We start from the raw sequence: 26,987 nt of genomic DNA on the forward strand, positions 1-26,987 counted from the left end.
CGGTATCCTTCAACCGTACGGCCCTATCCCACCATGCCCGACCTGCGCGCCCTGGACCTGAACCTTCTTGTCGTCTTCCAGTACCTGATGGAAGAGCGCAATCTTTCGGCCGTCGCGCGGCGCCTGGGCATTACGCAGCCGGCCGCCAGCAATGCCCTGCGGCGCATGCGCGCCACCTTTGGCGATGCCTTGTTCGTGCGCACGCCGCAGGGCATGCTGCCCACGCCCTACGCGCAGCATCTGGGCGGCGCGGTGGCAGAGGCGCTGGGCATGCTGGCGCACGCGATGGAGGCGCCGCCCGACTTCGATCCACGGACCAGTACGCGCCGGTTCCGCGTGGCGATGACGGACGTCGGCGAAATCCATTTCATGCCGGGCCTGATGGAGCGCTGCGCCCGCGAGGCGCCCGGGGTGCGCATCGAATCGGTGCGGCTTCAGGGGCAGGACTTGCAGCGCGAGCTGGACGGCGGGCAGGTGGATATGGCGCTGGGCGCCTTCCAGGGCCTGGGCGGCGGCCTGTTGCAGCGGATGCTGTTCCGCCAGGGCTACGCGACGCTGTTTCGCCGCGGCCATCCGACGGCGCACGAAGGCATGGGCCTGAAGGCGTTTCGCGCCGAGCGCCATCTGGTGGTATCGCATGCCGCGCCCTATGGCCAGGTGAACCAGGCCCTGGAACGGGCCGGATTGACGCTGGCGTCCCACTTCAGCGTGCCGCATTTCGCGGCGGTGCCCTATATCGTCAGCGCGACCGATCTGCTGGCCACCGTGCCGCGCAAGCTGGCGGATGGCGCGGCCGCGCGCTTCGGACTGGGCGTCCTGACGCCGCCGTTGCGCGTGCCGGCCCTGCAAAGCAATCTGTATTGGCATCCCAGGTTCCAGAGGGATGGCGGCAACCAATGGCTGCGGGGCCTGGTTGCCGACGCCTTCGGACAGCGCTGAGGCTTCGCGTCATGCGGGCGGTATGCGCGGCTGCCCTGGCAGGGCGGCGTCCGCTATGCGCGCTGGCACCTGACGCAATAGTAGGTGGCGCGCTGTCCCTGCACGATGCGGCGTATCGCCGTACCGCAGGCGCGGCACGGCTGGCCGGCGCGTTCGTAGACGGCGGCATGGATGTCGAAATAGCTGCCCGGTTCGCCACCCGCCCCCACGTAGTCCCGCAAGGTGCTGCCGCCGGAGTCCAGCGCATCCTGCAGCGTCTGGCGGATGGCCAGCGCCAGACGCTCGCAACGCGCCGCGGATAGCCGGCGCCCCGGCGTGCCGGGGTGGATGCCGGCGCGGAACAGGCTTTCGGATGCGTAGATATTGCCTACGCCGACCACGGCCTCTCCCGCCAGCAGCAGTTGCTTGACCGGCGCGGCCCGTCCGCGGAACTGCTGGTGCAGCCAGGCCCCGCCAAATCGATCGTCGAAAGGTTCTATGCCCAGCCGCGCCAGGAGCGGATGAAATTCAACGGGGCCGGCATCCGACGGATGCCAGAGCACCGCGCCGAAGCGGCGCGGATCGTGCAAGCGCAGCGTTGCGTGTTCGAAGACCCATTCAACGTGGTCGTGGCGCCTGGGCGCCTCGTCTTCGGGCACGCGGCGCAGCGAGCCCGACATGCCCAGGTGCACGATTTGCGTGCCATGGTCGAAGCGCAGCAGCAGGTACTTGCCGCGGCGTCCGCATTCCAGGACGGTACGGCCGGAAAGCGTGTCGGGAAGGTCGGCGGGGACGGGCCAGCGCAGGCGGGATTCCCTGACGACCAGCTTGACGAGCGGCCGGCCTGTCATGACGGTCGCAATTCCCCGTCGAGTGGTCTCGACTTCAGGCAGTTCAGGCATCAGCCAGTGTAAGATGATCAGTTGCGTGTACAGATTGTGCCATTTCTCGGACGGGACGCGTGAAGTCGTCGCATATGCATATCAAATATGGGTTCGCCTCGCTGATGTTGGCGCTGGCCGGATTGCAGGCCGCGCCTGCGCAGGCCGCGGAAAGGCGCACCGCCGACACCATCGCGCCGCGCGTGGAACGGGCGCCGCGTCCGGAAACCGACGTTATCCGCCTGCGCGAAGGTCAACTGCCTGACGTTCGCCTGACTTCCAGCATCCTGTTCCGGATCCTCGCGTCCGAAATCGCCGCCCAGCGCGGGATGTACGGTACGGCCGCCAATACGATGCTGGGACTGGCGCGGGACGTCGCCGATCCCCGGCTGGCGCGCCGCGCGCTGGAATTCTATCTGGCCGGCGGCAACCTGAAGGGCGCGCTGGATGCCGCCCGCGTCTGGTCCAACCTGTCGCCGGGCGATCCGGAAGCCGGCACCACGGAACTCGCCCTGGCCGCGGCCAACGGCCAGACGGCCGGCCTGGCGGACGCGCTGCGCAAGCGTATCGACGCCGCGCGCGACAAAACCGCCGCCATTGCCCAATCCATGGCCGTGCTGGGCCGTATCAACGATCGCAAGACCGCGCTTTCCATCCTGGACCAGGCGCTCAGCCCGTCGGTGCGCAAGCTGCCGGCCGCGCATATGGCGCTGGCCGACGTGGCGCAGGCCGCCGGCGACAACGCCCGCGCGTTGCAGGAAGCGCGGGCCGCGCTGCAGGCCGATCCCAAATCCGAAGCGGCCGCGCAGCGCGTGCTGGAATACGGCATGAAGGTCGATCCCCAGCAGGCCGCGGCCGATGCCCGCGCCTTCATCGCGCGGCATCCGGACGCGCGCCGCCTGCGCCTGATGCTGGCCGGCCAGTTGTCGGAGATCGGCGACTATGACGGCGCGCTGGCCGAACTGCAAGCCATGTCGCGCCGCTCGCCGGAAGACTTCGACCTGATGTTCATGCAGGCCCAGCTCGCCTACAAGGCGGGGCGGCTGGATGATTCGCGCCGTTTCCTGGAACAGTACCTGGACGTGCAGAACCAGCGCCAGCACGCGCTCGTGCCCGGCAGCTCGGATGCCCCGGCGGCCGCCGCCGACGCGCGCATCCTGCTGGCGCGCATCGCGGAAGACCAGGGACGTTACGATGACGCCATCGCCGAGCTCGGCAAGATCGACGACCCGACGATGCGCTACCAGGCCCGCATGCGGCAAGCCACGTTGCGCGCCAAGCAAGGCAACATCGACGCCGCGCTGAAGATGATCGACCAGGCCCAGCCGCAGGACGAGGAAGAACGCGTGCTGGGCGTGCTGACCAAGGCGCAGATCCTGCGCGACGCCAATCGCACGGACCAGGCCGTGGCGCTGCTGTCGGGTGCCGACCGCGCCATCCCGGACACGGTAGAGATCAAATACGAGCTGGCGATGCTGTACGAACGCCAGGACAAGCTCGCCGACCTGGAGCGCCTGCTGCGGCAGGTGATCGCGCTGGACCCGGATCACGCGCACGCCTACAACGCGCTGGGCTATACGCTGGCCGACCACAATACGCGCCTGCCCGAAGCTCTGGCGCTGATCACCCAGGCGCTGGACCTGGCGCCGGACGATCCCTACATCATGGACAGCATGGGGTGGGTCAAGTACCGCATGGGCGACAACAACGCCGCGCTGACCTACCTGCAGCGCGCCTATTCGCGCCGTCCCGAGCCGGAAATCGGCACCCACCTGGGCGAAGTCCTGTGGGCGCAGGGGCGCAAGGAGGAGGCGCGGGCCATCTTCGCCGCCGCCGCGCGCAAGGATCCCAATAACAAGACGCTGCGCGACACGATCAAGCGCCTTGGGGTCACCTTGTGATGCTCGCACGCTGGCGCGCCGTCCTGGCGGCGGCGCTGTGCCTGATGCTGGCTGCCTGCGTGACGCCCGGGCGCATCGCCGGCAGCGGCGGCGCGGGGGAATTTTCCCGGGTCGGCCGCTTCGCCTTGACCGTCACGCAGGACGACGGCAAGCAAGACGCGTTGCAGGGCGGTTTTTCGTGGCTGGACGATGGCCGCCGCTATATCCTAGACCTGACCAATCCGCTGGGCGCCACGCAGGCGCGCGTGGAAGGGCGGCCCGGCATGGCGGTGCTGAATAAATCCGATGGCACGCGCCAGCAGGCCGGCGATCCGGACGAACTGGTGGCCGATGCGCTGGGCAGCCGTATCCCCGTGTCGGGCCTGCGCGACTGGCTGCGCGGCCGCCTGCCCGCCGAGCCGCCGGCCATCCATGTAGAGCGGGATCCCGCGCAGCGTCCCGTGTCCTTCGATCAAGGGGGCTGGCAGGCGCGCTTGTCCCGCTATGACGAGCTGGGGCCGCAGGTCCTCGTGCTGGAACGGCGCGAGCCGGACCGCCGCATTCTGCTGCGCCTCGTCGTCAATCCTTCCTGAGCCGCGCCGGGCGCGCCGTCCCTCGGCGCGCCCGGTCGTCGATCCATACCGTACCGCCACGTCGATCGTCCGCACTGAACCGTGAACCTGTACGACGTTCCCGCCCCCGCCAAGCTGAACCTGTTCCTGCACATCGTTGGCCGGCGCGGCGATGGCTATCATCTGCTGCAAACGGTCTTCCGCTTTATCGGCCTGGCGGATAGCCTGCATTTCGAGTCGCGTGCCGATGGCGACATCGTGCGGGTCGACCCGCTGCCCGGCGTCCCCGCGGATACCGACCTGACCGTGCGCGCCGCGCGCGCCTTGCAGGCGGCCACCGGCACGCGGCAGGGGGTCTCGATCGGCCTGGAAAAGCGCATTCCCATGGGCGGCGGCCTGGGCGGCGGGTCCAGCGACGCGGCCAGCACCCTCATCGCGTTGAACAGGCTGTGGAACACCGGGCTGTCGCGCGCGGCGCTGATGCGCCTGGCGCTGCCCCTGGGCGCCGATGTGCCGGTGTTCGTTTTCGGGCAGTCGGCCTTCGCCGAGGGCGTGGGCGAGATCCTGACCGCCGTCCCGCTGCCGGAGCGCGCGTACCTGGTGGCCCAGCCGGACGCCAGCGTGCCCACGCCCGCCGTGTACGGGGATCCCGATTTGACAAGGGATACTCCGTGTATCAAAATAGCGGACTTTCTCGCTTCGACTTATTTCAGCCGGGCAGGGCAAATGCAAAGCGGGCAGCCCCCGGGTCACCCGCCAGGCATCAGGCAGCTGCCTCTGTATGGCCGGAATGACATGGAGCCTGTCGTCTACCGGCGTTTTCCGGAAGTTTTCCGGGCCGCGCAATGGTTGGCAAGCCCAGGTCTTGAAGTCGTCGCGCGTATGTCGGGTTCCGGTGCGTGTTTGTTCGCCGAATTCCCCGATATGCAGGCGGCGATTTTGGCGGAGCAGGAAATAGCCGCTACAATGCGCGTCGCCGGTAAAATGGCGGATACGTCGCAAGCAGTGCAAGAGCCGCCCGTGCGGTTCCGGTTGGTGCAGGCGAGTCCTGGGTTGATCGAGCATCCGTTGCGGCACTGGATTGCAAGCTAGTGGGGAGTCGCCAAGTTGGTTAAGGCACCGGATTTTGATTCCGGCATGCGAAGGTTCGAATCCTTCCTCCCCAGCCCAACATATCTATAGAAAAAGCTGTTGAACACGCCCGCCTCGCCGGCCCAGGTTCAGCAGCTTTTTTGTTTCGCGTTCCGAAACGACACACAGTGTCTGCATCATGACAAAAGACAGTTTCATGATTTTCACCGGCACCGCCAATACGCGGCTGGCCGTCGATGTGGCCAACCACTTGGACATGTCGCTGGGCAAGATGACCGTCGGCCGGTTTTCCGACGGCGAAGTCATGGTGGAAATCAACGAAAACGTCCGCGGCAAGGATGTCTTCGTGCTGCAGCCCACCTGCGCGCCGACCAATGACAACCTGATGGAAATCATGGTCATGGTCGATGCGTTGCGCCGCGCGTCGGCCGGCCGCATCACCGCCGCCATTCCCTATTTCGGGTACGCGCGCCAGGACCGCCGTCCGCGCTCGGCCCGGGTGGCTATTTCGGCCAAGGTCGTGGCCAATATGCTGCAGGTGGCCGGCGTCGATCGCGTCCTGACCATGGACCTGCATGCGGACCAGATCCAGGGCTTCTTCGATATCCCGGTGGACAATATCTACGCCGGTCCGATCCTGCTGGGCGATATCTGGCGGCGCAATTTCTCCAACCTGGTCGTCGTGTCCCCGGACATCGGCGGCGTGGTGCGGGCCCGCGCCCTGGCCAAGCAGCTGGAAGCGGACCTGGCGATCATCGACAAGCGGCGCCCGCGCGCCAACGTGTCGGAAGTCATGAACATCATCGGCGAAGTCGACGGCCGTACCTGCATCATCATGGATGACATGGTCGATACCGCCGGCACGCTGTGCAAGGCCGCCCAGGCGCTGAAGGAACGCGGCGCCGGTGCCGTCTATGCCTACTGTACCCATCCCGTGCTGTCGGGCGGCGCGGTCGACCGCATCCAGGCTTCGGACCTGGACGAGCTGGTCGTGACGGATACCATCCCGCTGTCCGAACAGGCGCGCTCGGTAAGCAAGATCCGCCAGCTGTCGTGCGCCGGCCTGCTCGGCGAAACCATATTGCGTATTTCGAACGCGGAATCGGTCAGCTCGCTGTTCGCGGACTGAACGCGTTTGCCATCTTTCTGCTTCCCCGCTGGTCGCGGCGGGAAGGCAAAGCCACGGTCCGCATGGTGCGGCCGTGTTTTTTCCGGGACACCCAGGTGTCCCATGTTTGGAGTTATCCATGAAATTCAACGCCACTGCGCGTAGCGTCCAGGGATCGAGTGCGAGCCGCCGCCTGCGCCGCGCGGGCCGGGTTCCCGCCATCGTTTACGGTGCGGGCAGCCAGCCCCTGAACATCGAGCTCGATCACAACGAGATCTACCACGCCCTGCGCAAGGAAGAGTTCCACTCCTCCATCCTCGATATGCAAGTCGAGGGCAGCAAGGCTGAACAGGTGCTGCTGCGCGCCGTCCAATGGCACGCCTATAAGCAGCAAGTGCTGCACGTCGACTTCCAGCGCGTGGATTCCAGCAAGATCCTGCACACCAAGGTGCCGCTGCACTTCATCAACGCCGAAGTTTCGCCGGCCGTGAAGCTGAGCAGCGCGATCATCACCCACGTGCTGAACGAAATCGAAGTGGCCTGCCTGCCGGGCGACCTGCCCCAGTTCATCGAAGTGGATCTGTCCAAGCTGCTGGGCGGTGCTTCGCTGCACCTGTCCGATATCCAGCTGCCCAAGGGCGTGACCTACCTGACGCACGGCGGCGACGCCAACCCGGTGCTGGCCTCCGCGCTGGTCAAGGGCGGCGCCGCGGAAGGCGAAGCGGCGGAAGGCGACGAAGCCACCCCCGCGGCCTGATCGGCCCGACCCGTTACGGTGCGGCCCGTCCGGCGCACCGTGCCGCGATGTACTGCGAACCCCGCGTGTGCAATACCATACGCGGGGTTTTTCTTTTACGCTTGCGCCATGTCCACACCCATACGCTTGATCGTCGGCCTGGGAAATCCGGGTCCGGAATACGAAACCACACGCCACAACGCGGGCTTCTGGCTGGCCGATCACATCGCCGACGATCTGCGCGCGAACTTCGCGATGGAAAAGGGGTTCAGCGGTTTCGTCGCCAAGGCCCGGCATGGGGGCGAGAACGTCGTCTTGCTCAAGGCCATGACCTATATGAACCGGTCCGGACAGTCGGTGGGCGCGTTGGCGCGTTTCTACAAGTTCACGCCGGAGCAGATCCTGGTCCTGCACGACGAACTGGATCTGGCGCCAGGACAGGTCAAGCTCAAGCAGGGCGGTGGCCACGCCGGCCATAACGGCCTGCGCGACATCCAGGCCGCCCTGGGCAGCCCGGCGTTCTGGCGCCTGCGCATCGGCATCGGCCACCCGCGCACGCTCGGACTGGCGCAGCAGGTGGCGGACTTCGTGCTGCACCCGCCGCGCCGCGAGGAAATGGCCGGCATCGAGGCGGTCATCGACCGCTGCCGGGCGGTGACGCCCCTGTTGCTGGACGGCGAATTCGTCCGGGCGACACAGCAACTGCATCGCGCGAACGAGGCCTGATCATGCCTGCGTCCCAGGGCAGTACGGTCCCGCGGCTGCGCGCCGATATCGCGGACTTCTGGCGCTTCCTGCGCCATCCCACGCTGCGGCGCCTGCCGCCACGCCGGCGCGGCTCCGGGCCACGCGCGGATTGGCTGCCGCCCGTCCCCCTGCGGCGCCTGCTCGCCTGGGTGTCCATGCTGTGGGCGATCAACCTGTTCGCCCTGGGGCCGCTGGCGGTTGCCGTCGCCACCCTGGGCGGCGCGCACCACAAGCTGGAGATGGGCGCGATTCCCTGGTTCACCGCGATCGTATGGGCGCCGGTGGTCGAAGAAATGCTGTTCCGCTACAGCCTGCGCAGGCCGGCGCAGGCCTTGTGGGTGGTTCCCTTGATGATCCTGCCGCTGCTGCGCGGGCCGAATGCCTACACCGCGGTGATTGTCGTGCTGGTGCTGGGCCTTGTCGCATGGACCCAGCGGCAGGGCGGCGCGGCGCGGCGCGAATGGAAGTGGGAGTGGCGGCGGCGCTATGTGCGGTATTTCCCATGGATACTGCATTCGGCCGCGCTGGTCTTCGCCGGCATGCATTTGGGCAATTTCTACCTGAACCACACGCCCTTGTGGCTGATGCCGCTGCTGGTCCTGCCGCAGTGGCTGACCGGGCTGGTGCTGAGCTGGATGCGCACGCGGCGGGGGATAGGCGCGTCGATACTGATGCATGCCATGTTCAACGCCGGGCCGGTGCTGCTGGTGCTGGCATTGATGAAATGGGCGCCGGAAGTGGTGTCCTGACGTGCGGGGCGGGCGGGATAAGCGGCGATGCCTGTCGCGCTTGCAAGGTCACGCATGCAATTCCGGTCATGCCGCAGGGGACGGTCACCGCCGGCCGACAGTTCGTAAGCCTTGCATCTGCGGCAATGCGCAGCGCCGGAACCGCGCGGCCGTGCGCGCCGGCTCCATTGGGCCGGCCGCCGCGCCGTGCTGGCTGGCGTTCGCACGCTAGTCCAATGCGCGAGCGCTCGCGCCGCGGTCTAGTCCCGCTTGGCCAGCCAGCGCAGCGCGCCAAGCGCCGTTGCCCGGCCGCTGGCGATGCAGGCGGTCAGCAGATAGCCGCCGGTCGGCGCTTCCCAGTCCAGCATCTCGCCGGCGCAGAAGACGCCGGGCAGAGGCTTCAGCATGAAATTGTCGTCCAGGGCGTCGAAGCGCACGCCGCCCGCCGTACTGATGGCCTCGTCCATGGGACGCGTGGCGGTCAGCGCCAGGGGCAGCGCCTTGATCGCGCGCGCCAGTTGTCCGGCATCCAGCATGGCATCCCGCGACAGCGCTTCGCGCAGCAGCGCGGCCTTCACGCCGGCGATCCCCACACGGCTTTGCAGGTGCGACGATAGCGATCGCGCGCCCCGCGGATGGCTGACGTCGGCCAGCACGCGCTCGGCCGGCCGGTCCGGCAGCAGGTCCAGGGTAAGGATGGCCCGGCCTTCGCGTTCGAGCCGGCGGCGCAGCGCCGCCGACAGCGCATAGATCAGGCTGCCCTCGACGCCATGCCGGCCGACCACGAATTCCCCGCGGCGGCGCAGGGGCGTATCGTCGACATCGACGCAGCTGGCCACCACATTCTTGACCGGCTCGCCCGCGAACTTATCGCGAAAGAAGTCCGACCAGGCGATCTCGAAGCCGCAGTTCGAGGGCTTCAGCGGTTCCACCGCGACGCCGCGCCCGGCCAGCAGCGGCATCCATGCGCCGTCGGAGCCCAGCCTGGCCCAACTGCCTCCGCCCAATGCCAGGATGGCGGGCCGGGCTTCATGCGTGGTTTCGCCGCCGGGCGTGTCGAAACGCAGGCGCCCCGCCTCGTCCCAGCCCGTCCAGCGATGGCGCGCATGGGTCACGACGCCGTGCTCGCGCAGGCGGTGCACCCAGGCCCGCAGCAGCGGGGCGGCTTTCATCTCGCGCGGGAACACGCGTCCCGAGCTGCCGACGAAGGTCTCGATGCCCAGCCCGGCCGCCCATTCGCGCAGCGCGTCGGGCGGGAACGCCCGCACCAATGGCGCGACTTCGGCTTGCCGGTCGCCATAGCGCGACAGGAACGGCGCCAGCGGCTCGCTGTGCGTCAGGTTCAGACCGCCCCGGCCGGCCATCAGGAACTTGCGCCCCAGCGAAGGCATGGCGTCGAAAAGATCCACGCCCATGCCGGCGGCGGCAAGGACTTCGGCGGCGGCCAGCCCGGCGGGGCCGCCGCCGATCACGGCGATACGGGAAGAAGAATGCGGCATGGCAGGCAGTGTAGTCCTTCCCGCTTGGCTGTCTGTCAGACGTTCTCGTGTATCGCGGGCTGCGTTTTATGAAGACCAGATCGCCTATGGCGTGCGGATATCCCCTACGCCGAAGCGGGAGATGAATTGGTAAGCGGGCGGCCGGTACGCGCGGCGGCAGCCTTTGCTATCGCGCGATCCGTGTTCGACGGGTCGCGGCGCGCCGGCCGGTTCCCCTGCTGGATGCGCCAAACGGTTAAAATCGCCGTTTTCCTGGCCAACCGTGGGCAAAACCTGGGGATCTTCCCGGCTTTGCGCCATGTGCGTCAGCCCACACGACCGTGACGGCTTCCCGGCCGCGACGCGTCCGCCATGCCCCTTACGGGTGCGCGGACGCTTGATACTTTTATAGGTTCTCCATGGCTTTGCAATGCGGCATCGTCGGCCTGCCCAACGTCGGCAAATCGACCCTCTTCAACGCCCTGACGAAGGCCGGCATCCCGGCGGAAAACTATCCCTTCTGCACCATCGAGCCGAACGTGGGCGTGGTGGAAGTGCCGGATCCGCGTTTGCAGAAGCTGGCGGAGATCGTCTCGCCGGAACGCATCATGCCGGCCACGGTGGAATTCGTCGACATCGCCGGCCTGGTCGCGGGCGCCAGCCAGGGCGAAGGGCTGGGCAACCAGTTCCTGTCGCACATCCGCGAAACGGACGCCATCGTCAATGTCGTGCGCTGCTTCGAAAACCCCAACGTGATCCACGTGGCGGGCAAGGTCGATCCCATCGCGGACATCGAGGTGATCGAAACGGAATTGGCCCTGGCCGACCTGCAGACCGCCGAAAAAGCCCTGCATCGCCACAACAAGACGGCGCGCTCCGGCGACAAGGATGCGCAGCGCCTGGTGGCCATCCTGGAAAAATGCATTGCCCAGCTGAACGAAGCCAAGCCCGTGCGCGGCCTGGACCTGACGCAGGAAGAGCGCGCGCTGATCGCGCCGATGTGCTTCATCACTTCCAAGCCGGCGATGTACGTGGGCAACGTCAACGACGACGGTTTCACGAATAACCCCTTGCTCGATCGACTGACCGAGTTCGCCAAGTCGCGCAACGCGCCCGTCGTGGCGATCTGCGCGGCCATCGAGTCGGAGATCGTCGACCTGCCCGACGAAGACCGCACCGCCTTCCTGGCCGATATGGGCATGGAAGAGCCCGGCCTGAATCGCCTGATCCGCGCGGCCTTCAAGCTGCTGGGCCTGCAAACCTACTTCACCGCCGGCGTGAAGGAAGTGCGCGCCTGGACCATCCCCATCGGCGCCACTGCCCCGCAGGCGGCGGGTGTCATCCACACGGATTTCGAGCGCGGCTTCATCCGCGCGCAGACGATTTCCTATGAAGACTTCATCGCCTGCAAGGGCGAGCAGGGCGCCAAGGAAGCGGGCAAGATGCGCGCGGAAGGGAAAGAGTACGTGGTGCAGGATGGGGATGTGATGAACTTTTTGTTCAATGTCTGACGATTTTTGCTGGATCTCGGTGGCGCTTAGTAGCGCTTGGTGGACGGGTTGGCCCATTTGAAATCAATGGGTTGCGTAAACAATACGGTCTACTGAACGTTCCTATTGTTCATCGAGGTCCAGAAAATTCGGGGGTAGCGTTGGGGGTACTCGTGTTCAACCGTGGGGGTACATCTCCCCGCAGTGGAGTCCAACGATGCCCGAGAATCTACTCACCGACACCAAGGTCAGGTCGGCCAAATCGACTGATCGAGATTGGAAACTTTCAGACGGCGGGGGCTTGTTCCTGCTGGTCAAGCCCACCGGCGGCAAGCTCTGGCGGTGGAAGTACCGTCTGCAAGGCAAGGAGAACCTCTTTGCCATTGGCGGCTTTCCCCAAGTAAGCCTTGTAGAGGCGCGCGCGGCCCGTGAGCAGGCGCGTGCCTTGGTCAAGCAAGGTATCTATCCTGCCCATGAGCCGCGGCAGGTCAAAGAGCGCAACCTGGAGGCGCTGGAGGAACGCAAGCGCGCAAAGGAAAGTTCGTTCGCCAAGGTGGCGCAGGCGTACCTGGCCGAGATCAAGCCAGTCTTTGCGCTCAGTTCCTACCGCACGAAAGAGTCCCGCATCAGGAAGTACCTGTCGCCCAAGTTCGATGGGATGCCGATGAGCGACATTGGCGTGAAGCAGATTCGCCCGCTGCTGGAGGAATGCAAAGCTCATGGTGCGTGGGCGGCCATCCATGTCAAAGGTGATCTTTCGGCCATCTTCGAGTTCGCGGTGGTGCGTGGTTTGGTCGAGGCCAATCCGATCCCCAGTCTGCGCGGGCTGCTGCGCGTGCCGTTCAGCGAGAGCAAGGCGGCGATGACACGAGAGCAAATCCAGAAGTTCTATCAGGAGTTGCGCGGCTACCGGGGCTATCCAGAAACCTCGTTGTGCCTGCGGCTGATTGCGCTGACCGCCTGCCGTCCAGGGGAAGCGGCGGATGCCGAGTGGGACGAGTTCGACTTTGAGGATGCACTGTGGCGTCGGCCTGCGGCGAAGATGAAAGCGCGGCGTGACCATGTCAGCCCGTTGTCCACGCAGGCCATAGCGGTGTTGAAAGACTTGCAGCACATCACGGGTGGCGGGCGCTATCTGTTTCCGCACCGAAGCGGAAAGGGCTTCACTACGCCCAATCGGCTCACCTACGCGATGCGCGACATGAACCTGGGCCGGGGTACGACGCCAGCATTGCTGGCGGACGACCTTTTCAACCTGGGCCAATGAGAACGGATACCGGCCTGATGCGATTGAGCGGCAGCTTGCCCACGTGGAAAGCAACAAGGTGCGGGCGACGTACAACAAGGCGCTGCTGCTGGATCAGAGAAGGACACTGTTGCAGGACTGGGCGGATTATCTGAAGGCAGCAGAGGACAGTGGCGCGGTATAGGGAAGAGTTGGCTGGGGGTTGCAGAACGAATGGACAGGGCGGCCTTTTCCTTTTCTGGATAGGGCCGTTGTCCCTTTAGTGCCGTGCCCTTGCCATTTGCCTTTGCCCAAGGCTAGGCGCTGGAAATGGGGTAAACAATGAAGTAAATGGGGTAATTGTGAATTTATTGCCCTTTTTGGATTCGTGTCGCTCATTTCTCTCCAGGTCGCCCATGCCAGCCCCTCACGGCCGTTTCAAGGTTTAGAAAATGGGGTAGTCAAGCACCAGCAATGAGGTATTTTTAGAGACATTGCCCTATTTGTTGGCTATGATTACCCCATTTAGACAGCCGGGGCTTACATCTCCATGCACTCGCTCACACCCGAGTACCTTGCCGCGCTTCGCTTCGATGGTACTCAGGCCGCCACGTTGCGCACACTGGGCGAGTACCAGGGTAAGCAGCAACTCTACGCCGCGCAGTCGCCCGAAGCCCTGAAAGGCCTACGCCAGATCGCGGTGGTGGAGTCCACCGAGTCATCCAACCGGCTGGAAGGTGTTGTCGTAGCACCTTCGCGGTTGAAGTCTCTGGTCATCCGCAACGCAACGCCAAAGAGCCGTTCCGAACAGGAGATCGCCGGCTACCGTGATGCCCTGGCGCTGATCCACGAATCGGCCGCGCACATGTCCTTCAGCGAGGGCGTAGTGCTGCAACTCCACACCCTGCTGTACCGCTATATGCCGCAGGCGGGCGGGCGTTGGAAGGCTACCAATAACGACATCATCGAACGTCGCCCGGATGGCACTTCGCGTCTGCGCTTCCAGCCAGTCGCTGCGCACCTCACACCCATGGCCATGGGCGATCTGACCGGGCGCTACGCCACCGCGCTGGATCAGCACCTAGCCGACCCGCTGGTGCTGGCACCGCTGGCGATGCTCGACTTCCTGTGTATTCACCCGTTCCCAGACGGTAATGGTCGCATGTCCCGCTTGTTGACCTTGCTGCTGCTCTATCACTTCGACTATGCCGTGGGCCGCTACATCAGCTTGGAACGCATCTTCGAGGACACCAAGGAAGGCTATTACGAGACGCTGGAAGCCAGTTCGCAGGGATGGCACCAGGGGCAGCACGACGTAAAGCCCTGGCTCGACTACTTCTGGGGTGCCTTGCTGCGGGCCTACCGTGAATTCGAGGAGCGTGTCGGCACCATCGAGCGTGGCCGTGGAAGTAAAGGCGACCGAGTGCGTGCGGAAGTCCTGGGACGCACTCTGCCGTTTTCGATTTCCGAAATCGAAGAAGCCTGCCCGGGCGTGAGCCGGGACATGGTTCGACTAGTGCTGCGGGCGATGAAATCAGAGGGTTTGATCGAATCGACTGGCAAGGGGCGAGGTGCGAAATGGATCAGGCGAGCGTAAGGGGAGCACGATGGAACTGATCGACAACATTAGTCGCTTGCTGGGTGATGACCTTAAGCAAACGATCCGGCCAGGGGCGCGGCTGAAGATCGCCGCCTCGTGCTTTTCGATGTATGCCTACGAAGCTTTGAAGTCCGAACTGGAAAAGATCGACGAACTGGACTTCATCTTCACCTCCCCCACTTTTGTTGCCGACGAAGTCACGGACAAGATCCGCAAAGAACGCAGGGAATTCCATATCCCCAAGCTCGACCGAGAGCGCAGCCTGTATGGCAGTGAGTTCGAAATTCAATTGCGCAACCAACTCACTCAGAAGGCGGTTGCCAGGGAATGTGCCGACTGGATGCGGCGCAAGGCCAAGTTTCGAAGCAACCGCAGCAAGGCGCCGATGCAGCAATTTGCCTGCGTGGAGGCCGACGGAACCCATAGCGCCTATGTGCCTCTGCATGGCTTCACGGCTGTCGATCTGGGTTACAGCCAGGGTAACGCCGTTTCCAATTTGGTGAACAAGGTCGAGGCCCCTTTTGCGAACACCTACCTCAGTCTGTTCGATCAAATCTGGAATGACCCCGAAAAACTGGAGGATGTGACCGCCCAAATCTGTGAGTACATCGCGTCCGTCTATCAGGAAAATTCGCCAGAAAGCATCTACTTTCTGATGCTCTACAACATCTTCAACGAGTTCCTGGACGACATCGACGAAGACGTGTTGCCCAATGACCGCACCGGTTATCAGGACACCCTGATTTGGAACAAGCTCTTCAACTACCAGAGGGATGCGGCAACCGGCATCATCAACAAGCTGGAAACTTATAACGGCTGCATCCTGGCGGACAGCGTCGGTCTGGGAAAGACCTTTACCGCCCTGGCCGTAGTGAAGTATTACGAGCTACGGAACAAGTCCGTCCTGGTGCTGTGCCCGAAGAAGTTGGCGGACAACTGGCTCAACTACAACCGCAATCTCAAGACTAACATCTTCGCCCGCGACCGCTTCGGCTACGACGTGCTGTGCCACACCGACCTGAACCGCACCAGCGGCGAATCCTTCGGTACACCACTCAACCGTATCAACTGGGGCAACTACGACCTCGTCGTGATCGACGAGTCGCACAATTTCCGCAACAACGACGCCTTCAAGGATCGGGAGACCCGCTACCAGAAGTTGATGAATAAGGTCATCCGCGAAGGTGTGAAGACCAAGGTGCTGATGCTCTCCGCTACTCCAGTGAACAACCGCTTCACCGATTTACGTAATCAGCTCGCGTTGGCCTATGAGGGAGATTCCGAGAACCTCGGCAAGAAGCTGCGCACCAGCAAGTCGGTGGAGGAAGTGTTTCGCAATGCGCAGACCGCCTTCAATGCCTGGTCCAGGCTTCCGCCAGAGGAACGCACGCCTCGGGCGATCCTTGGCGCACTGGACTTCGACTTTTTCGAGCTGCTGGACAGTGTCACTATCGCGCGCTCGCGCAAGCATATCCAGACCTTCTACGACACCAAGGACATCGGCCATTTCCCTGAGCGTCGTAAGCCTTTGTCATTCCATTGCTCGCTGACTTCCCGCTCGGACGTGATGGGCTTCAACGAGATTTTCGAGCACCTGTCCAGGCTCAAGCTCGCTGTCTATGCCCCGGTCAGCTACATCCTGCCGAGCCGCTTGAGGAAGTACGAAGAGATGTACGACACCCAGGTTCCAGGTGGTGCAGGAAAATTCAGGCAAGTTGACCGCGAAAAGAGCCTGCAGGCTCTGATGACGACCAATCTGCTCAAACGTCTGGAAAGCTCCGTCCAGTCATTCCGTCTCACGCTGCAATCCCTGCAGGCCAATCACCAGAACACGTTGGCGAAAATCGCGGTATTTAACCAGAGCGGCATCGCTGCCAGCGTGGGCGATCTGACCGAGGTACTGGAAAGTATCGATGCAGAAGAAGATGGCCCATTCGAAGGGCTGGGTCAGGGTGGCGATGTGGGCGGCAAGGTCAAGATCAGCTTGGCCGATATGGACTTGCCGTCATGGGAGCACGACCTCAAGGTCGATCTCGCCAACATCGACGCGTTGCTGGTTTCGATGTCGAGGATCACCCCCGCTGACGATGCCAAACTTCAGCACCTTAAGAAACTTGTTCTGGGAAAGATCACCAACCCGATTAACCCCGGCAACAAGAAGGTGCTGATCTTCACTGCTTTTGCAGATACGGCGGACTACCTCTATGCCAATCTGGCGCCTGACCTGCTGGCTCACCAGCAACTGAATTCTGGCAAGGTTACGGGCAGCGACCGTCCCCAGTCCACGTTGCCCAAAGCATACGACTTCCAGGAACTGCTGACGCTGTTCTCGCCGCGCTCCAAAGAAAAAGCCATCGTGCTGCCCAACGAGCCGGCGGAGATCGAGCTGCTCATTGGCACCGACTGCATTTCCGAGGGCCAGAACCTTCAGGATTGCGACTATCTCATCAACTACGACATCCACTGGAACCCGGTGCGCATCATCCAGCGCTTCGGGCGCGTGGATCGCATCGGTTCGCCCAATAGCAGCATTCAGTTGGTGAACTACTGGCCCGATATTTCGCTGGACGAATACATCAACCTCAAGGAGCGTGTCGAAAACCGGATGATGATCGTAGATGTGACCGCCACCGGCGACGACAACGTGATTTCCGCACAAGCTAACGACATGGCGTACCGAAAGGAGCAACTGCGCCGCTTGCAGGAAGAAGTCATCGAGTTGGAAGACCTGAAGACCGGCGTTTCCATCACCGACCTGGGCCTAAACGACTTCCGCATGGACTTACTGAACTACGTCAAGACCCATGGCGAGTTACATAGGTCGCCCAACGGCCTGCATGCCGTCGTTCCGGCCAACTCTGATCTGGGCCTTGCGCCTGGTGTCATCTTCACCCTGCGCAATCGCAACTCGGGCGTGAACCCGCCCGCACACTTGCCCCAACACAACCGGCTGCACCCCTACTACCTGATTTACATCAATCAGGCAGGCGAGGTGATCCACGACCACACCGAGGTCAAGCGTCTGCTCGATCTGGCGCGCTCGTGCTGCAAGGGCCAGGCCGAACCGATTGCGGATGCCTGCCAACAGTTCAACAAAGCCACGGCGGACGGCCGCAAGATGCAGGCGTACTCTGACCTGTTGAACCAAGCCATCCGCTCGATGATCGAGGTGAAGGAAGAAAAGGATCTGGACAGCCTGTTCACCGGCGGCAAGACCACGGCGCTCACGGGCACCATATCCGGGCTGGACGACTTCGAACTCATCAGCTTCCTCGTGATTCAGGAAGTTGGATGAGTGCGCTGATCGCCTACCCCAAACAGGCCGCCTTCGGGCGCGTTCTGCCCAAGAACAAGATCTACGAGCACGGCGGAGCCAACAACCGGCTCAAAGACTTGTTCGTCAAACAGGTGGAACAGGTCATCTGGCAGTACAAGCTGGCCCCGGAGACACTGCATCTGCCTGCGCGCCCCGGCGTACCGGAAATCCAGATCTTCAGCATCCAGCTCAAAACGCCGGAACTGCACGCCGATGTGCTGCGCTGCATCGACGGGGCTATCCCGTTCCCCATTGTGTTCGAACTGACTTTCGACGGCAGAACGCGGGTGGTCTCCGCCTACAAGCGCCCGAACGAAGCCGACGCCAGCCGCCGAGTGCTCTCGGACTACTTTGCATCGGACTGGTTACCAATGGATAGCGAACGCACCGCGATGCCCGTAGCGCTGCATCTGGGCGGTCTGTACGAGCAAGTGTTGCATCGTCTGATCCCGTTGCAGATGCGGCCGCAGGAGTCCCTGGTTGATCTGGTGGCCCGTGTGGAGCAAGTGCGGGCTAAACAGCGTGAATTGGACAAGGTCACAGCCCTGCTAGGGAAGGAAAAACAGTTCAACCGCAAGGTGGAGATCAATGCTCAATTGCGCCAGTTGAGGAAAGACTACGAAGCATTGACCCGCTGAAGAGTTTAGGAACTCGATGCCATGCCGAAGAAAAGCAATCCAACAAACTCCAACGACCAGTTTCCCAACATCGTCAAAGCCAGAGACGATCACAAGCCGTTGCGCTTTGGGCCCGATGAAAACCAGAAGTTCAAACTGCAGGAAGGCAGCGACGCATCCTGGGTCAGCTCGGAGGCATTCGGAAAGAAGGAGCTTCGGGAACACATCGAACCATGGCTGACATCGCTGTTCCAGTCGGAACACCTTTCTCTACTAGCGGGTTCTGGTCTGACGCATGCGGTGCATTTTCTGGCCTCAGGCACAAGCGCCGCAGGGATGGAGACGATCCCTTTGTCCGTTCATCAAGACAAGATCAATGCGGCTGCGGAGGTTTCCGCAGAGCAGGCCGGGCGCAAGAAAGGGAATGTTGAAGATCAACTGCGCGTAGCAAATGAGCTGTTGCGCGGCTTGGAGATCGTTCAAAGCTCCAAGGCAATGACCTTGCGAGACGAGCTCGATGCAGGGATGAAGGCATTCGCCGAATCCATCCTGAAAAGCGAAGCTGGGATCGCGACTGCTTCTGACACTCAACGCGATCGCGCCTTCACCGCGTTGGTGACCTTCCTGATGAGCTTTGCAAGCCGCACGGGAACGCGTGACCGCCTGAGCATCTTCACGACCAACTACGACCGGCTGATCGAAGCCGGTGCGGAACTGGCTGGCCTGCATCTACTGGACCGCTTCCTTGGCACTTTGATGCCCATCTTCCGATCCTCTCGGCTTGACCTAGACATGCACTACAACCCGCCGGGTATCCGTGGCGAGCCTCGGTACTTGGAGGGTGTGGCGCGCTTCGTCAAGCTGCATGGCTCTGTGGATTGGGTGCAGACAGGCAAGGATATTCGCCGTATCGGCCTCCCTTTCGGGGCTGACTCCGTTGAGCCGTATTTGCAGGCTCCTGGTTTGAGCGGCGCAACAGCTCACAAGCTGATGATCTACCCGAACTCCGCCAAAGACAGGGAAACCGCCGACTATCCCTATGTGGAGCTGTTTCGGGATTTGGCTGCGGCCGTTTGCCGCCCCAACAGCACACTCGTGACTTACGGCTACAGCTTTGGTGACGAGCACATTAATCGCGTAATCCGGGACATGCTCACGATTCCATCTACGCATTTGGTAGTGATCGCCTATGACGATCCGCTCGGTCGCGTCATGCAGACCTATGACCAGATCGGCCGGCCATCTCAGATTAGTCTGTTGATTGGCCCGGCGCTGGCTGACCTGACAGCTCTCACGGAGAACTACCTGCCCAAGGCCGCCATCGACAAGACTACGTTCCGCATGAGCGAGCTGCTCAAGCAGCGATTTGCTACCAAGCAAAACGCGCCCAAATCTAAAGGGCAGGACACCGAAGACTGGGGTGATCCGGTATGAGCCTCTCTCCATTGGCCTATGCTGACTCTTTACGCATCGGGACGATTGACTTCGTTTCTCCCGACGAGATCAAGGTACTGCTGGACATTGAGGCACCCGATGGCGTCTCTCTGAACACGGGTGCGCCTCGCCCGTTTCCACGCATCAACGGCTACGTGCTTTCGCCAAGCGACCTAGGATATTTGGTCGCGCAGGTGGAGTGGATCACCGTGGAGCGCTCACAGTATCCCAAGCGCAAGGGAATGCAGGACTTCGGCCTGGTGGACCTGCCTTACCCTCTGCGCAAGATGAGCTTGAACCCCTTGGGCCTTTTGTTCTATGCGGGTGAAAACGACGGCAAGGAGCGCTACGAGTTCAGGCGCGGCGTACAAGATTATCCATCGGTGGGCGATCCGGTGTTGCTGCCTACACAAGTCCAACTACGTGCCATCGTCGAATCAGGAGAGAATCGCCGCGTCAAGATCGGCGTGAGTCCATTGGCGGCCAACGCGGAAGTCCGAATCGACCCAGACCGCCTCTTTGGCCGTCACTTGGCCGTGCTTGGAAATACGGGCAGCGGTAAATCGTGTTCGGTTGCCGGATTGGTTCGCTGGTCAATGGATGCTGCCAGAAAAGCGCGCAAAGGCGATGCCCCGAATGCACGATTCATCGTACTCGACCCCAATGGCGAGTATGCAAACACCTTCAAGGGCATGGGAAAAGCACGAGTCTTTGCCGTCAATCCACCTGAAGGCGTAGAACAACTCCAGGTTCCTTTATGGTTTTGGAACAGCGCTGAGTGGAGTGCTTTCACCCAAGCCAGTGCCAAAACCCAGCGCCCAACATTGATTCAGGCACTGCGATCAGTGCGAGACGGCTCAGTTGATGCTGCTCCCACAGCGAGTAGCGAAATGCGTCGTTACTTGCGCACTTTGGTTAGCGCTGTTCATATTGAGCGCAATGCGGGCGGGCCTTGGAAGGGGGCAGGTCAGGCACGAGGGTTCCGAGATCGCCTTCGTGCTTGGAATGAAGGACTTGTTGCTGATGCAGCCTTCACCGAGCAGGAAGGTGACGCACTAACCCGGCTTTCCCAGTATTTCACGCAGCTACTGGGTGCCCATCAAGGGGATTGGCCGCCGGTATTTACCAGGCAGGAAGTCGGTGCTTTGCTGCATCAACTGAGCGAGACCCACTCGATTTTCGGTGGCAGTGATATCGATGCACTGCCCATTGATGCAGACGTGCCGCGCTCATTCACCGGCGATCAATTGCTCCGTAGCGTCGAAGCCAATGCCGAATTGATGGGAGTTTCCGAGTACGTCGAGACGATGCTCATGCGGATCAGGACGATCTTGTCGGACAGCCGCATGAAGACGATAACCGGCGGCACGGAAGGCATGGAGCTGCACGAGTGGCTGACTAGCTACCTCGGCAACAGTCAAGCCTCGAACGGCTCCGTTACTGTTATCGACCTATCGCTGGTTCCCGCAGAAGTGGTTCACATCATCACGGCCGTGATTGCTCGAATGACGCTGGAGGCCTTGCAACGCTATCGTAAGCTCAACGCTGGCAAGACGCTTCCGACCGTGCTGGTGATGGAAGAAGCCCATACTTTCATCCGCCGTTATCCGGACGACGCAGAGAACCAGAACTCGGCAGCCATTTGTTGCCAGGTCTTTGAGAAGATCGCCCGCGAAGGGCGAAAGTTCGGCTTGGGATTGGTGCTTTCCTCCCAACGGCCCAGCGAGTTGTCGCAGACCGTGCTGTCTCAGTGCAATAGCTACTTGCTCCACCGCATCAGCAATGATCGTGATCAGGAATTGGTTCACAAACTGGTGCCGGACAACCTGCGTGGCCTGTTGCGCGACCTGCCATCGTTGCCCGCGCGCCATGCCATCCTGCTGGGCTGGGCGTCGGAACTCCCGGTTTTGGTACAGATGAACAATCTGCCCAAGGATCAGCGGCCCAAGTCGGATGATCCCGACTTCTGGGCCGTATGGTCTGGAGATGGACTCGACAAGGATTCCGAGGGGAATGCCATTGAGCGAACCGTTGATTGGCAAGCCATTGCCACCGACTGGCAGCAAATCCCCCCGAATGATGAGCCAGAAGACGGCTCGGATAACTAACAATTGCAAGCGACAAGATTGATATGGATAAACTGAAGATGCACTCCCCCAATCTGACCGAAGACAACATCGCGCGCATCCGCGATCTGTTCCCCGGCTGCGTGACCGAGGCGCGAGGCGAGGACGGCAGTGTGACGCTGGCGGTGGACTTCGACCAGCTTAGACAGGAACTATCCAGTTCCATCGTCGAAGGGCCGCAGGAACGCTATCACCTGAACTGGCCGGGCAAGCGCGAGGCGTTGCTGACGACCAATGCGCCGATTGCCAAGACCCTGCGCCCGGTGCGCGAGGAAAGCGTGGGCTTCGATATGACGAAGAACCTGTTCATCGAAGGCGACAACCTGGATGCGTTGAAGCTGTTGCAGGAGACGTATCTAGGCAAGGTGAAGATGATCTATATCGATCCGCCGTACAACACGGGCAATGACTTCATCTACGAGGACGATTTTGCAGAGGATGCTCGCACTTTTCTTGTTCGCTCCAATCAGATCGATGATAGCGGAGTGCGTTTGGTTGCCAACACGGATGCAAATGGGCGCTTCCACTCGGACTGGCTTTCAATGCTTTACCCGCGTATCAGACTTGCGAGAAACCTACTATCCGAGGATGGTGTGATATTTGTTTCTGCTGACGACAGCGAGATTGCAAATCTCATTCGGCTTTGCGACGAGATCTTTGGCGAAGCCAATTTTGTTGCCAACTTTGTCTGGGAAAAGCGGACGAATAGGGAGAACAGAAAGGTGGTTTCATCGCGTCATGACTATGTCGTGTGCTATGCAAGAAACCAAATGCCAGGCACACGGGCTCTCAAGCAGCTGCCGATGTCTGCAAAGGCTTTGGCAAACTATAAGAATCCTGACAACGACCCGCGTGGACTGTGGAAGTCAGACCCGGCCCATGCGCAAGCTGGGCACGGTACTAAGGATCAGTTCTACGTTTTGACGGCACCAAATGGCAAGAAACATGAACTCGAGAGCGGACGTTGCTGGCTCTATACAGAGAAGGTGATGAATAAAGAGATCGCCGATGGAAAGATTTGGTTTGGCAAGGACGGGAACGGTGTTCCTCGTATAAAGACGTATCTTGATGCAAAAGAACGAGGGCTTACGCCCGAGAGCATTTTCTTTGCGGAAGAGGTCGGTACAAACGAAAGCGCAAAGAACCGCTTGAAAGAACTTTTTTCCGGGCGTGCCGTATTTGACACACCAAAGCCGGTTGGACTGATCCAAACACTCATTCAACTTTCATGTGACGAAGGCATCGTTCTGGATTTCTTCGCGGGATCTGGAACGACGGCTGAGGCCGTTATTGAATTGAATGCAATGGACGGACGTGAGCGGCGCTTTATCCTTGTTCAACTGCCCGAAGCTCTTGCATCGGATACTGAGGCTTATAAGGCGGGCTACAGGGACATTGCGCATCTCGGAATGGAACGTGTCCGGCACGCCGGTAAGAAGGTAGTTGCCGCTGATTCGAACGAAGGATGGAACCAAGATACTGGTTTCCGCGTCCTCAAGATCGACACGTCCAACATGGCCGATGTGTATTACTCCCCCGACGCGCTGGACAAGGCCAATCTTGATCTATTCGTAGACAACATCAAGCCTGATCGCACAGCGGAAGACCTGCTGTTTCAGGTGATGCTGGATTGGGGCGTTGATCTTGCCCTGTCCATCGAGAAGAAGGCCATCCAGGGCAAGGATGTGTTCTTCGTGGACGGCGACGCTCTCGCCGCCTGCTTTGACGCGCACGGCGGCATCGACGAAGCCTTCGTCAAGGAACTGGCCACGCACAAGCCGCTGCGCGTGGTGTTCCGCGATGCGGGCTTCAAAGACAGCGCCGTCAAGATCAACGTCGAGCAGATCTTCAAGCTGTTGTCGCCATCCACCGAAGTGAAGAGCATCTGAGGGGGACGGCGATGAAGCTGAAATTCAAGACGCAGGCCTACCAGACTGCCGCCGTAGAGGCGGTGGTGGACTGCTTCAAGGGGCAGGTTCCACATCACGGCGGTATTCGCTACCGGCTCGACCCGGGCAACCAGAAAGTAGCCCCAGAGAGCCCGCAAGCGGCGCTCGCGCTGGAGGCCGCTTCGCCTGAAGCTGCAGCGGAAAAGGAAGCCGCGTTTCGCAACGCCGACTTCACGCTGTCGGAAACAGCGCTGCTGGACAAGATCCAGGCCGTCCAGCGGGGGCAGAACCTGCCGTTGTCGGATACGCTGGTTAAAACCAAGGTGGCCAAGGTCAATCTTGACATCGAGATGGAGACCGGCACTGGCAAAACTTACTGCTACATCAAGACCATCTTCGAGCTGAACAAACTGTACGGCTGGAGCAAGTTCATCATTGTCGTGCCCAGCGTCGCCATCCGTGAGGGCGTGGCCAAGTCGTTGGAGATCACGGCCGAGCACTTCCTGGAGACGTACCACAAGAAGGCGCGTTTCTTCATCTACAACTCCAAGCAACTGCACCACCTGGAGAGCTTCTCGTCGGATTCGGGCATAAACGTGATGGTGATTAACGTGCAGGCGTTCGCCTCACGAGGGGAAGACGCTCGCCGCATATACGGAACGCCAAGGGTGAATGCCAAAGGCGAGACTGAAATGGTTGGCCTAGATGATTTCCAATCACGTAAACCAATCGACATCATTAGCGCCAACCGCCCCATCCTGATTCTGGATGAGCCGCAGAAGATGGAGGGTACGGCGACGCTGAAATCGCTAGAGGCATTCAAGGCGCTGATGGTGCTGCGCTATTCGGCGACCCACAAGACCACCCACAACAAAATTCACCGCCTGGATGCGCTGGACGCCTACAACCAAAAGCTGGTGAAGAAAATTGCCGTGCGCGGCATCGCAGTGAAGGGGCTGGCGGGCACGGCGGGCTATCTGTACCTGCAATCCATCGAAATTTCGAGAAAAAAGCCGCCCGAGGCACGCGTGGAGTTTGAGCAAAAGCTCGCCAATGGCGCCATCAAGCGCGTGGTACGCAAGCTCGGTAAGGGCGACAACCTGTTCGACCTGTCGGGCGGGTTGGATCAGTACCGGAACTACATGGTGACGGACATCAACGCCAACACCGACACCCTGAGCTTTACCAATGGCGTGGAGCTGACGGTGGGCGACGCCACCGGCGACGTGACCGAGGCGACGCTGCGCCGCATCCAGATTCGTGAGGCCATCAAGGCACACTTCGACAAGGAGCAGGCGCTGTTCCTGCAAGGTGTGAAGGTGCTGACCCTGTTCTTCATCGACGAGGTGGCCAAGTACCGCGACTACGCACAGGTGGACGAAAAGGGTGAATACGCCCGCATTTTTGAAGAGGAGTACACACAGTACCTGAATGAGATGCTCGATCTGGACGAGACGGCCTACGTCAGGTACCTGAAGGGTATTTCGGCCGACACGACCCACAGCGGATACTTCTCCATCGACAAGAAGAGCAAGCGCGATGTTGATCCGAGCATTGCAAAGACAGGTGAAAACAAAGGCCTGTCGGACGATGTGGATGCCTATGACCTGATTCTGCGAAAGAAGGAGCAACTCCTCAAGTTTGAAGAGCCGGTACGTTTCATCTTCTCGCACTCGGCCCTGCGCGAAGGTTGGGACAATCCTAATGTCTTCGTGATCTGCTTCTTGAAGCATCCCGACTACAACAACGAGGTCACACGCCGACAAGAGGTGGGACGTGGCTTGCGGTTGTCCGTCAACCAGACAGGCGACCGGATGGATCACCCGGCTACCGTGCACGACGTGAACGTGCTGACCGTGGTCGCCAGTGAGAGCTACAAGGACTTTGTTGCCGCGCTGCAGAAGGACATCAGCGATTCGCTGTCGGAACGTCCGCGCGTGGCAAACGAGGAATACTTCACCGGCAAGGTGTTGAGAACGGCGGCCGGAGACGTGCCGGTTACGCCGCAACTGGCTAAGCAAATCTACCGCTATCTGGTCAAGAACGACTACACAGACGATTCAGATCGGATCGCGGCTGCGTATCACGAGGCCAAGAAGGCTGGAACGCTGACCGATCTGCCAGACGAACTGAAGCCGCACGCCGCGCAGGTGTACCAGCTTATCGACAGTGTTTTCAGTGCCAGCCAGTTGCCCGACATTGGCGACGACCGTAAACCTAAGAAGAACCCGCTCAACGCCAATTTTGACAAGCAGGAGTTCAAGGCGCTGTGGAACCGCATCAACCGCAAGGCGGCCTACAGTGTCGATTTCGACTCGGACGAGCTGGTGCAAAAGGCGGTCAAGGAGCTGGACGCAGCCCTGCGCGTGACCCCGCTGCAATACGCCATCCAGGCTGGCGAACAGATCGACCAGGTGACTGGCGAGGCGCTAAAGCGTGGCGATGGTTTCAAGGTTTCCGAAACGAAGACGGAATACAACAAGCAGTCGATTCATTCTGCGGTCAAGTACGACCTGATCGGCAAGCTGGCCGAAGGTACACAATTGACTCGCCGCATGGTGGCGGAAATCCTCAAGGGTATTAACGTCGCGGTTTTTGCGCAGTTCAAGACCAACCCGGAAAGTTTCATCGCCGAAGCCACACGACTCATCAACGAACAGAAGGCCACGGTCATCATCGAACACCTGGCCTATGATCCCGTCGAGGACAAATTCGACCTCGATATCTTTACCGCCGGGCAGACCAAGCAGGACTTCAGCAAGGCCGGCGACAAGCTCCATCGACACATCTACGACTATGTGCTGACGGATTCGAAGGTGGAGCGGGAGTTCGTGAAAGAGCTGGACACAGCAAATGAAGTGGTGGTCTATGCCAAGTTGCCACGTGGCTTCCTTATTCCCACGCCCGTGGGCGACTACAACCCGGACTGGGCGATTAGTTTTAAGGCAGGCGCTGTCAAGCACATCTATTTCGTGGCGGAAACCAAAGGGTCCATGTCCTCGATGGACCTGCGTGAGATCGAAAAGACCAAGATCAAGTGCGCACGCAAGTTTTTCGATGAGATGAACCGCCGCTACGCCCCGGAGAACGTCAAGTACGATGTGGTGGACAGTTTCGGCAAGCTGATGGAGGTGGTGAAGTAGCGGAGGC

Annotated in this window: 18 protein-coding genes, 1 tRNA gene and 1 pseudogene; 18 read left to right on the forward strand and 2 right to left on the reverse strand. The window is 61.3% G+C overall.

Annotated elements, in window-relative coordinates; genetic code table 11:
* The first annotated feature begins 33 nt into the window (after positions 1-33).
* Positions 34-939, forward strand: a complete 906-nt coding sequence (locus tag CAL28_RS02505) for a LysR family transcriptional regulator (RefSeq protein WP_094839827.1) — start codon at positions 34-36, stop codon at positions 937-939.
* Between the two features lie 53 nt (positions 940-992).
* Here CAL28_RS02505 and mutM read toward each other — a convergent pair whose 3' ends face one another.
* Complete coding sequence (mutM, locus tag CAL28_RS02510; RefSeq protein ID WP_094839828.1) at positions 993-1,820, reverse strand: bifunctional DNA-formamidopyrimidine glycosylase/DNA-(apurinic or apyrimidinic site) lyase; 828 nt, start codon at positions 1,818-1,820, stop codon at positions 993-995.
* Here mutM and CAL28_RS02515 point away from each other — a divergent pair.
* The 8 genes and pseudogenes from CAL28_RS02515 to CAL28_RS02550 all read left to right on the forward strand — a co-directional run bounded on the left by CAL28_RS02515 (position 1,819) and on the right by CAL28_RS02550 (position 8,683).
* Positions 1,819-3,700: pseudogene (locus CAL28_RS02515) on the forward strand (tetratricopeptide repeat protein). The gene mutM and the pseudogene CAL28_RS02515 overlap by 2 nt on opposite strands.
* Complete coding sequence (lolB, locus tag CAL28_RS02520) at positions 3,700-4,272, forward strand: lipoprotein insertase outer membrane protein LolB (RefSeq protein WP_094839830.1); 573 nt, start codon at positions 3,700-3,702, stop codon at positions 4,270-4,272. Before CAL28_RS02515 ends, lolB begins: the two are co-directional and overlap by 1 nt.
* Before the next feature lie 81 nt (positions 4,273-4,353).
* The gene (gene ispE / locus CAL28_RS02525; RefSeq protein WP_094839831.1) at positions 4,354-5,343 is read left to right on the forward strand and encodes a 4-(cytidine 5'-diphospho)-2-C-methyl-D-erythritol kinase; all 990 of its coding nucleotides are present in this window, start codon (positions 4,354-4,356) and stop codon (positions 5,341-5,343) included.
* A tRNA-Gln gene (locus CAL28_RS02530) sits at positions 5,344-5,417 on the forward strand. It begins immediately after the preceding gene.
* A gap of 104 nt (positions 5,418-5,521) precedes the next feature.
* A complete protein-coding gene (locus CAL28_RS02535; protein WP_176463847.1) occupies positions 5,522-6,472 on the forward strand; it encodes a ribose-phosphate pyrophosphokinase in 951 nt (316 codons plus the stop codon).
* A gap of 118 nt (positions 6,473-6,590) precedes the next feature.
* Positions 6,591-7,208 carry a 50S ribosomal protein L25/general stress protein Ctc gene (locus CAL28_RS02540; RefSeq protein WP_094839832.1) on the forward strand — a complete coding sequence of 206 codons (618 nt, stop codon included), beginning with the start codon at positions 6,591-6,593 and terminating at the stop codon, positions 7,206-7,208.
* Positions 7,209-7,316: 108 nt separating this feature from the next.
* Positions 7,317-7,913 (forward strand): aminoacyl-tRNA hydrolase, encoded by a 597-nt coding sequence (gene pth, locus CAL28_RS02545; protein ID WP_094839833.1) that lies wholly within the window; start codon positions 7,317-7,319, stop codon positions 7,911-7,913.
* Positions 7,914-7,915: 2 nt separating this feature from the next.
* Entirely contained in the window at positions 7,916-8,683 is a 768-nt protein-coding gene (locus CAL28_RS02550) for a CPBP family glutamic-type intramembrane protease (RefSeq protein WP_094839834.1), read from the forward strand.
* Between the two features lie 239 nt (positions 8,684-8,922).
* Here CAL28_RS02550 and CAL28_RS02555 read toward each other — a convergent pair whose 3' ends face one another.
* On the reverse strand, positions 8,923-10,161 hold the full coding sequence (locus CAL28_RS02555; RefSeq protein ID WP_094839835.1) for a TIGR03862 family flavoprotein: 1,239 nt from the start codon (positions 10,159-10,161) through the stop codon (positions 8,923-8,925).
* 398 nt (positions 10,162-10,559) lie between these two features.
* On the opposite strand from CAL28_RS02555, the gene ychF reads away from it, so the two are divergent.
* The 9 genes from ychF to CAL28_RS02605 all read left to right on the forward strand — a co-directional run bounded on the left by ychF (position 10,560) and on the right by CAL28_RS02605 (position 26,980).
* The gene (ychF, locus tag CAL28_RS02565) at positions 10,560-11,651 is read left to right on the forward strand and encodes a redox-regulated ATPase YchF (RefSeq protein ID WP_094839837.1); all 1,092 of its coding nucleotides are present in this window, start codon (positions 10,560-10,562) and stop codon (positions 11,649-11,651) included.
* Between the two features lie 196 nt (positions 11,652-11,847).
* Positions 11,848-12,897, forward strand: a complete 1,050-nt coding sequence (locus CAL28_RS02570) for a tyrosine-type recombinase/integrase (protein ID WP_254925963.1) — start codon at positions 11,848-11,850, stop codon at positions 12,895-12,897.
* 508 nt (positions 12,898-13,405) lie between these two features.
* Positions 13,406-14,452, forward strand: a complete 1,047-nt coding sequence (locus CAL28_RS02575; RefSeq protein ID WP_094839838.1) for a Fic family protein — start codon at positions 13,406-13,408, stop codon at positions 14,450-14,452.
* A gap of 10 nt (positions 14,453-14,462) precedes the next feature.
* Positions 14,463-17,750 carry a helicase-related protein gene (locus CAL28_RS02580; RefSeq protein ID WP_094839839.1) on the forward strand — a complete coding sequence of 1,096 codons (3,288 nt, stop codon included), beginning with the start codon at positions 14,463-14,465 and terminating at the stop codon, positions 17,748-17,750.
* Positions 17,747-18,409: a DUF4391 domain-containing protein gene (locus CAL28_RS02585; protein ID WP_094839840.1), complete on the forward strand. Its 663-nt coding sequence runs from the start codon at positions 17,747-17,749 to the stop codon at positions 18,407-18,409. The genes CAL28_RS02580 and CAL28_RS02585 overlap by 4 nt, the downstream gene beginning before the upstream one ends.
* 21 nt (positions 18,410-18,430) lie before the next feature.
* Complete coding sequence (locus CAL28_RS02590) at positions 18,431-19,822, forward strand: SIR2 family protein (RefSeq protein ID WP_094839841.1); 1,392 nt, start codon at positions 18,431-18,433, stop codon at positions 19,820-19,822.
* Complete coding sequence (locus CAL28_RS02595; protein WP_094839842.1) at positions 19,819-21,930, forward strand: ATP-binding protein; 2,112 nt, start codon at positions 19,819-19,821, stop codon at positions 21,928-21,930. Before CAL28_RS02590 ends, CAL28_RS02595 begins: the two co-directional genes overlap by 4 nt.
* A gap of 23 nt (positions 21,931-21,953) precedes the next feature.
* Positions 21,954-23,837: a site-specific DNA-methyltransferase gene (locus CAL28_RS02600; RefSeq protein ID WP_176463848.1), complete on the forward strand. Its 1,884-nt coding sequence runs from the start codon at positions 21,954-21,956 to the stop codon at positions 23,835-23,837.
* An 11-nt stretch (positions 23,838-23,848) separates the two neighbouring features.
* Positions 23,849-26,980 (forward strand): type III restriction-modification system endonuclease, encoded by a 3,132-nt coding sequence (locus CAL28_RS02605; RefSeq protein WP_094839843.1) that lies wholly within the window; start codon positions 23,849-23,851, stop codon positions 26,978-26,980.
* Positions 26,981-26,987 lie beyond the last annotated feature (7 nt).

This window comes from Bordetella genomosp. 11, assembly GCF_002261215.1.
Classification (GTDB): domain Bacteria; phylum Pseudomonadota; class Gammaproteobacteria; order Burkholderiales; family Burkholderiaceae_B; genus Bordetella_C.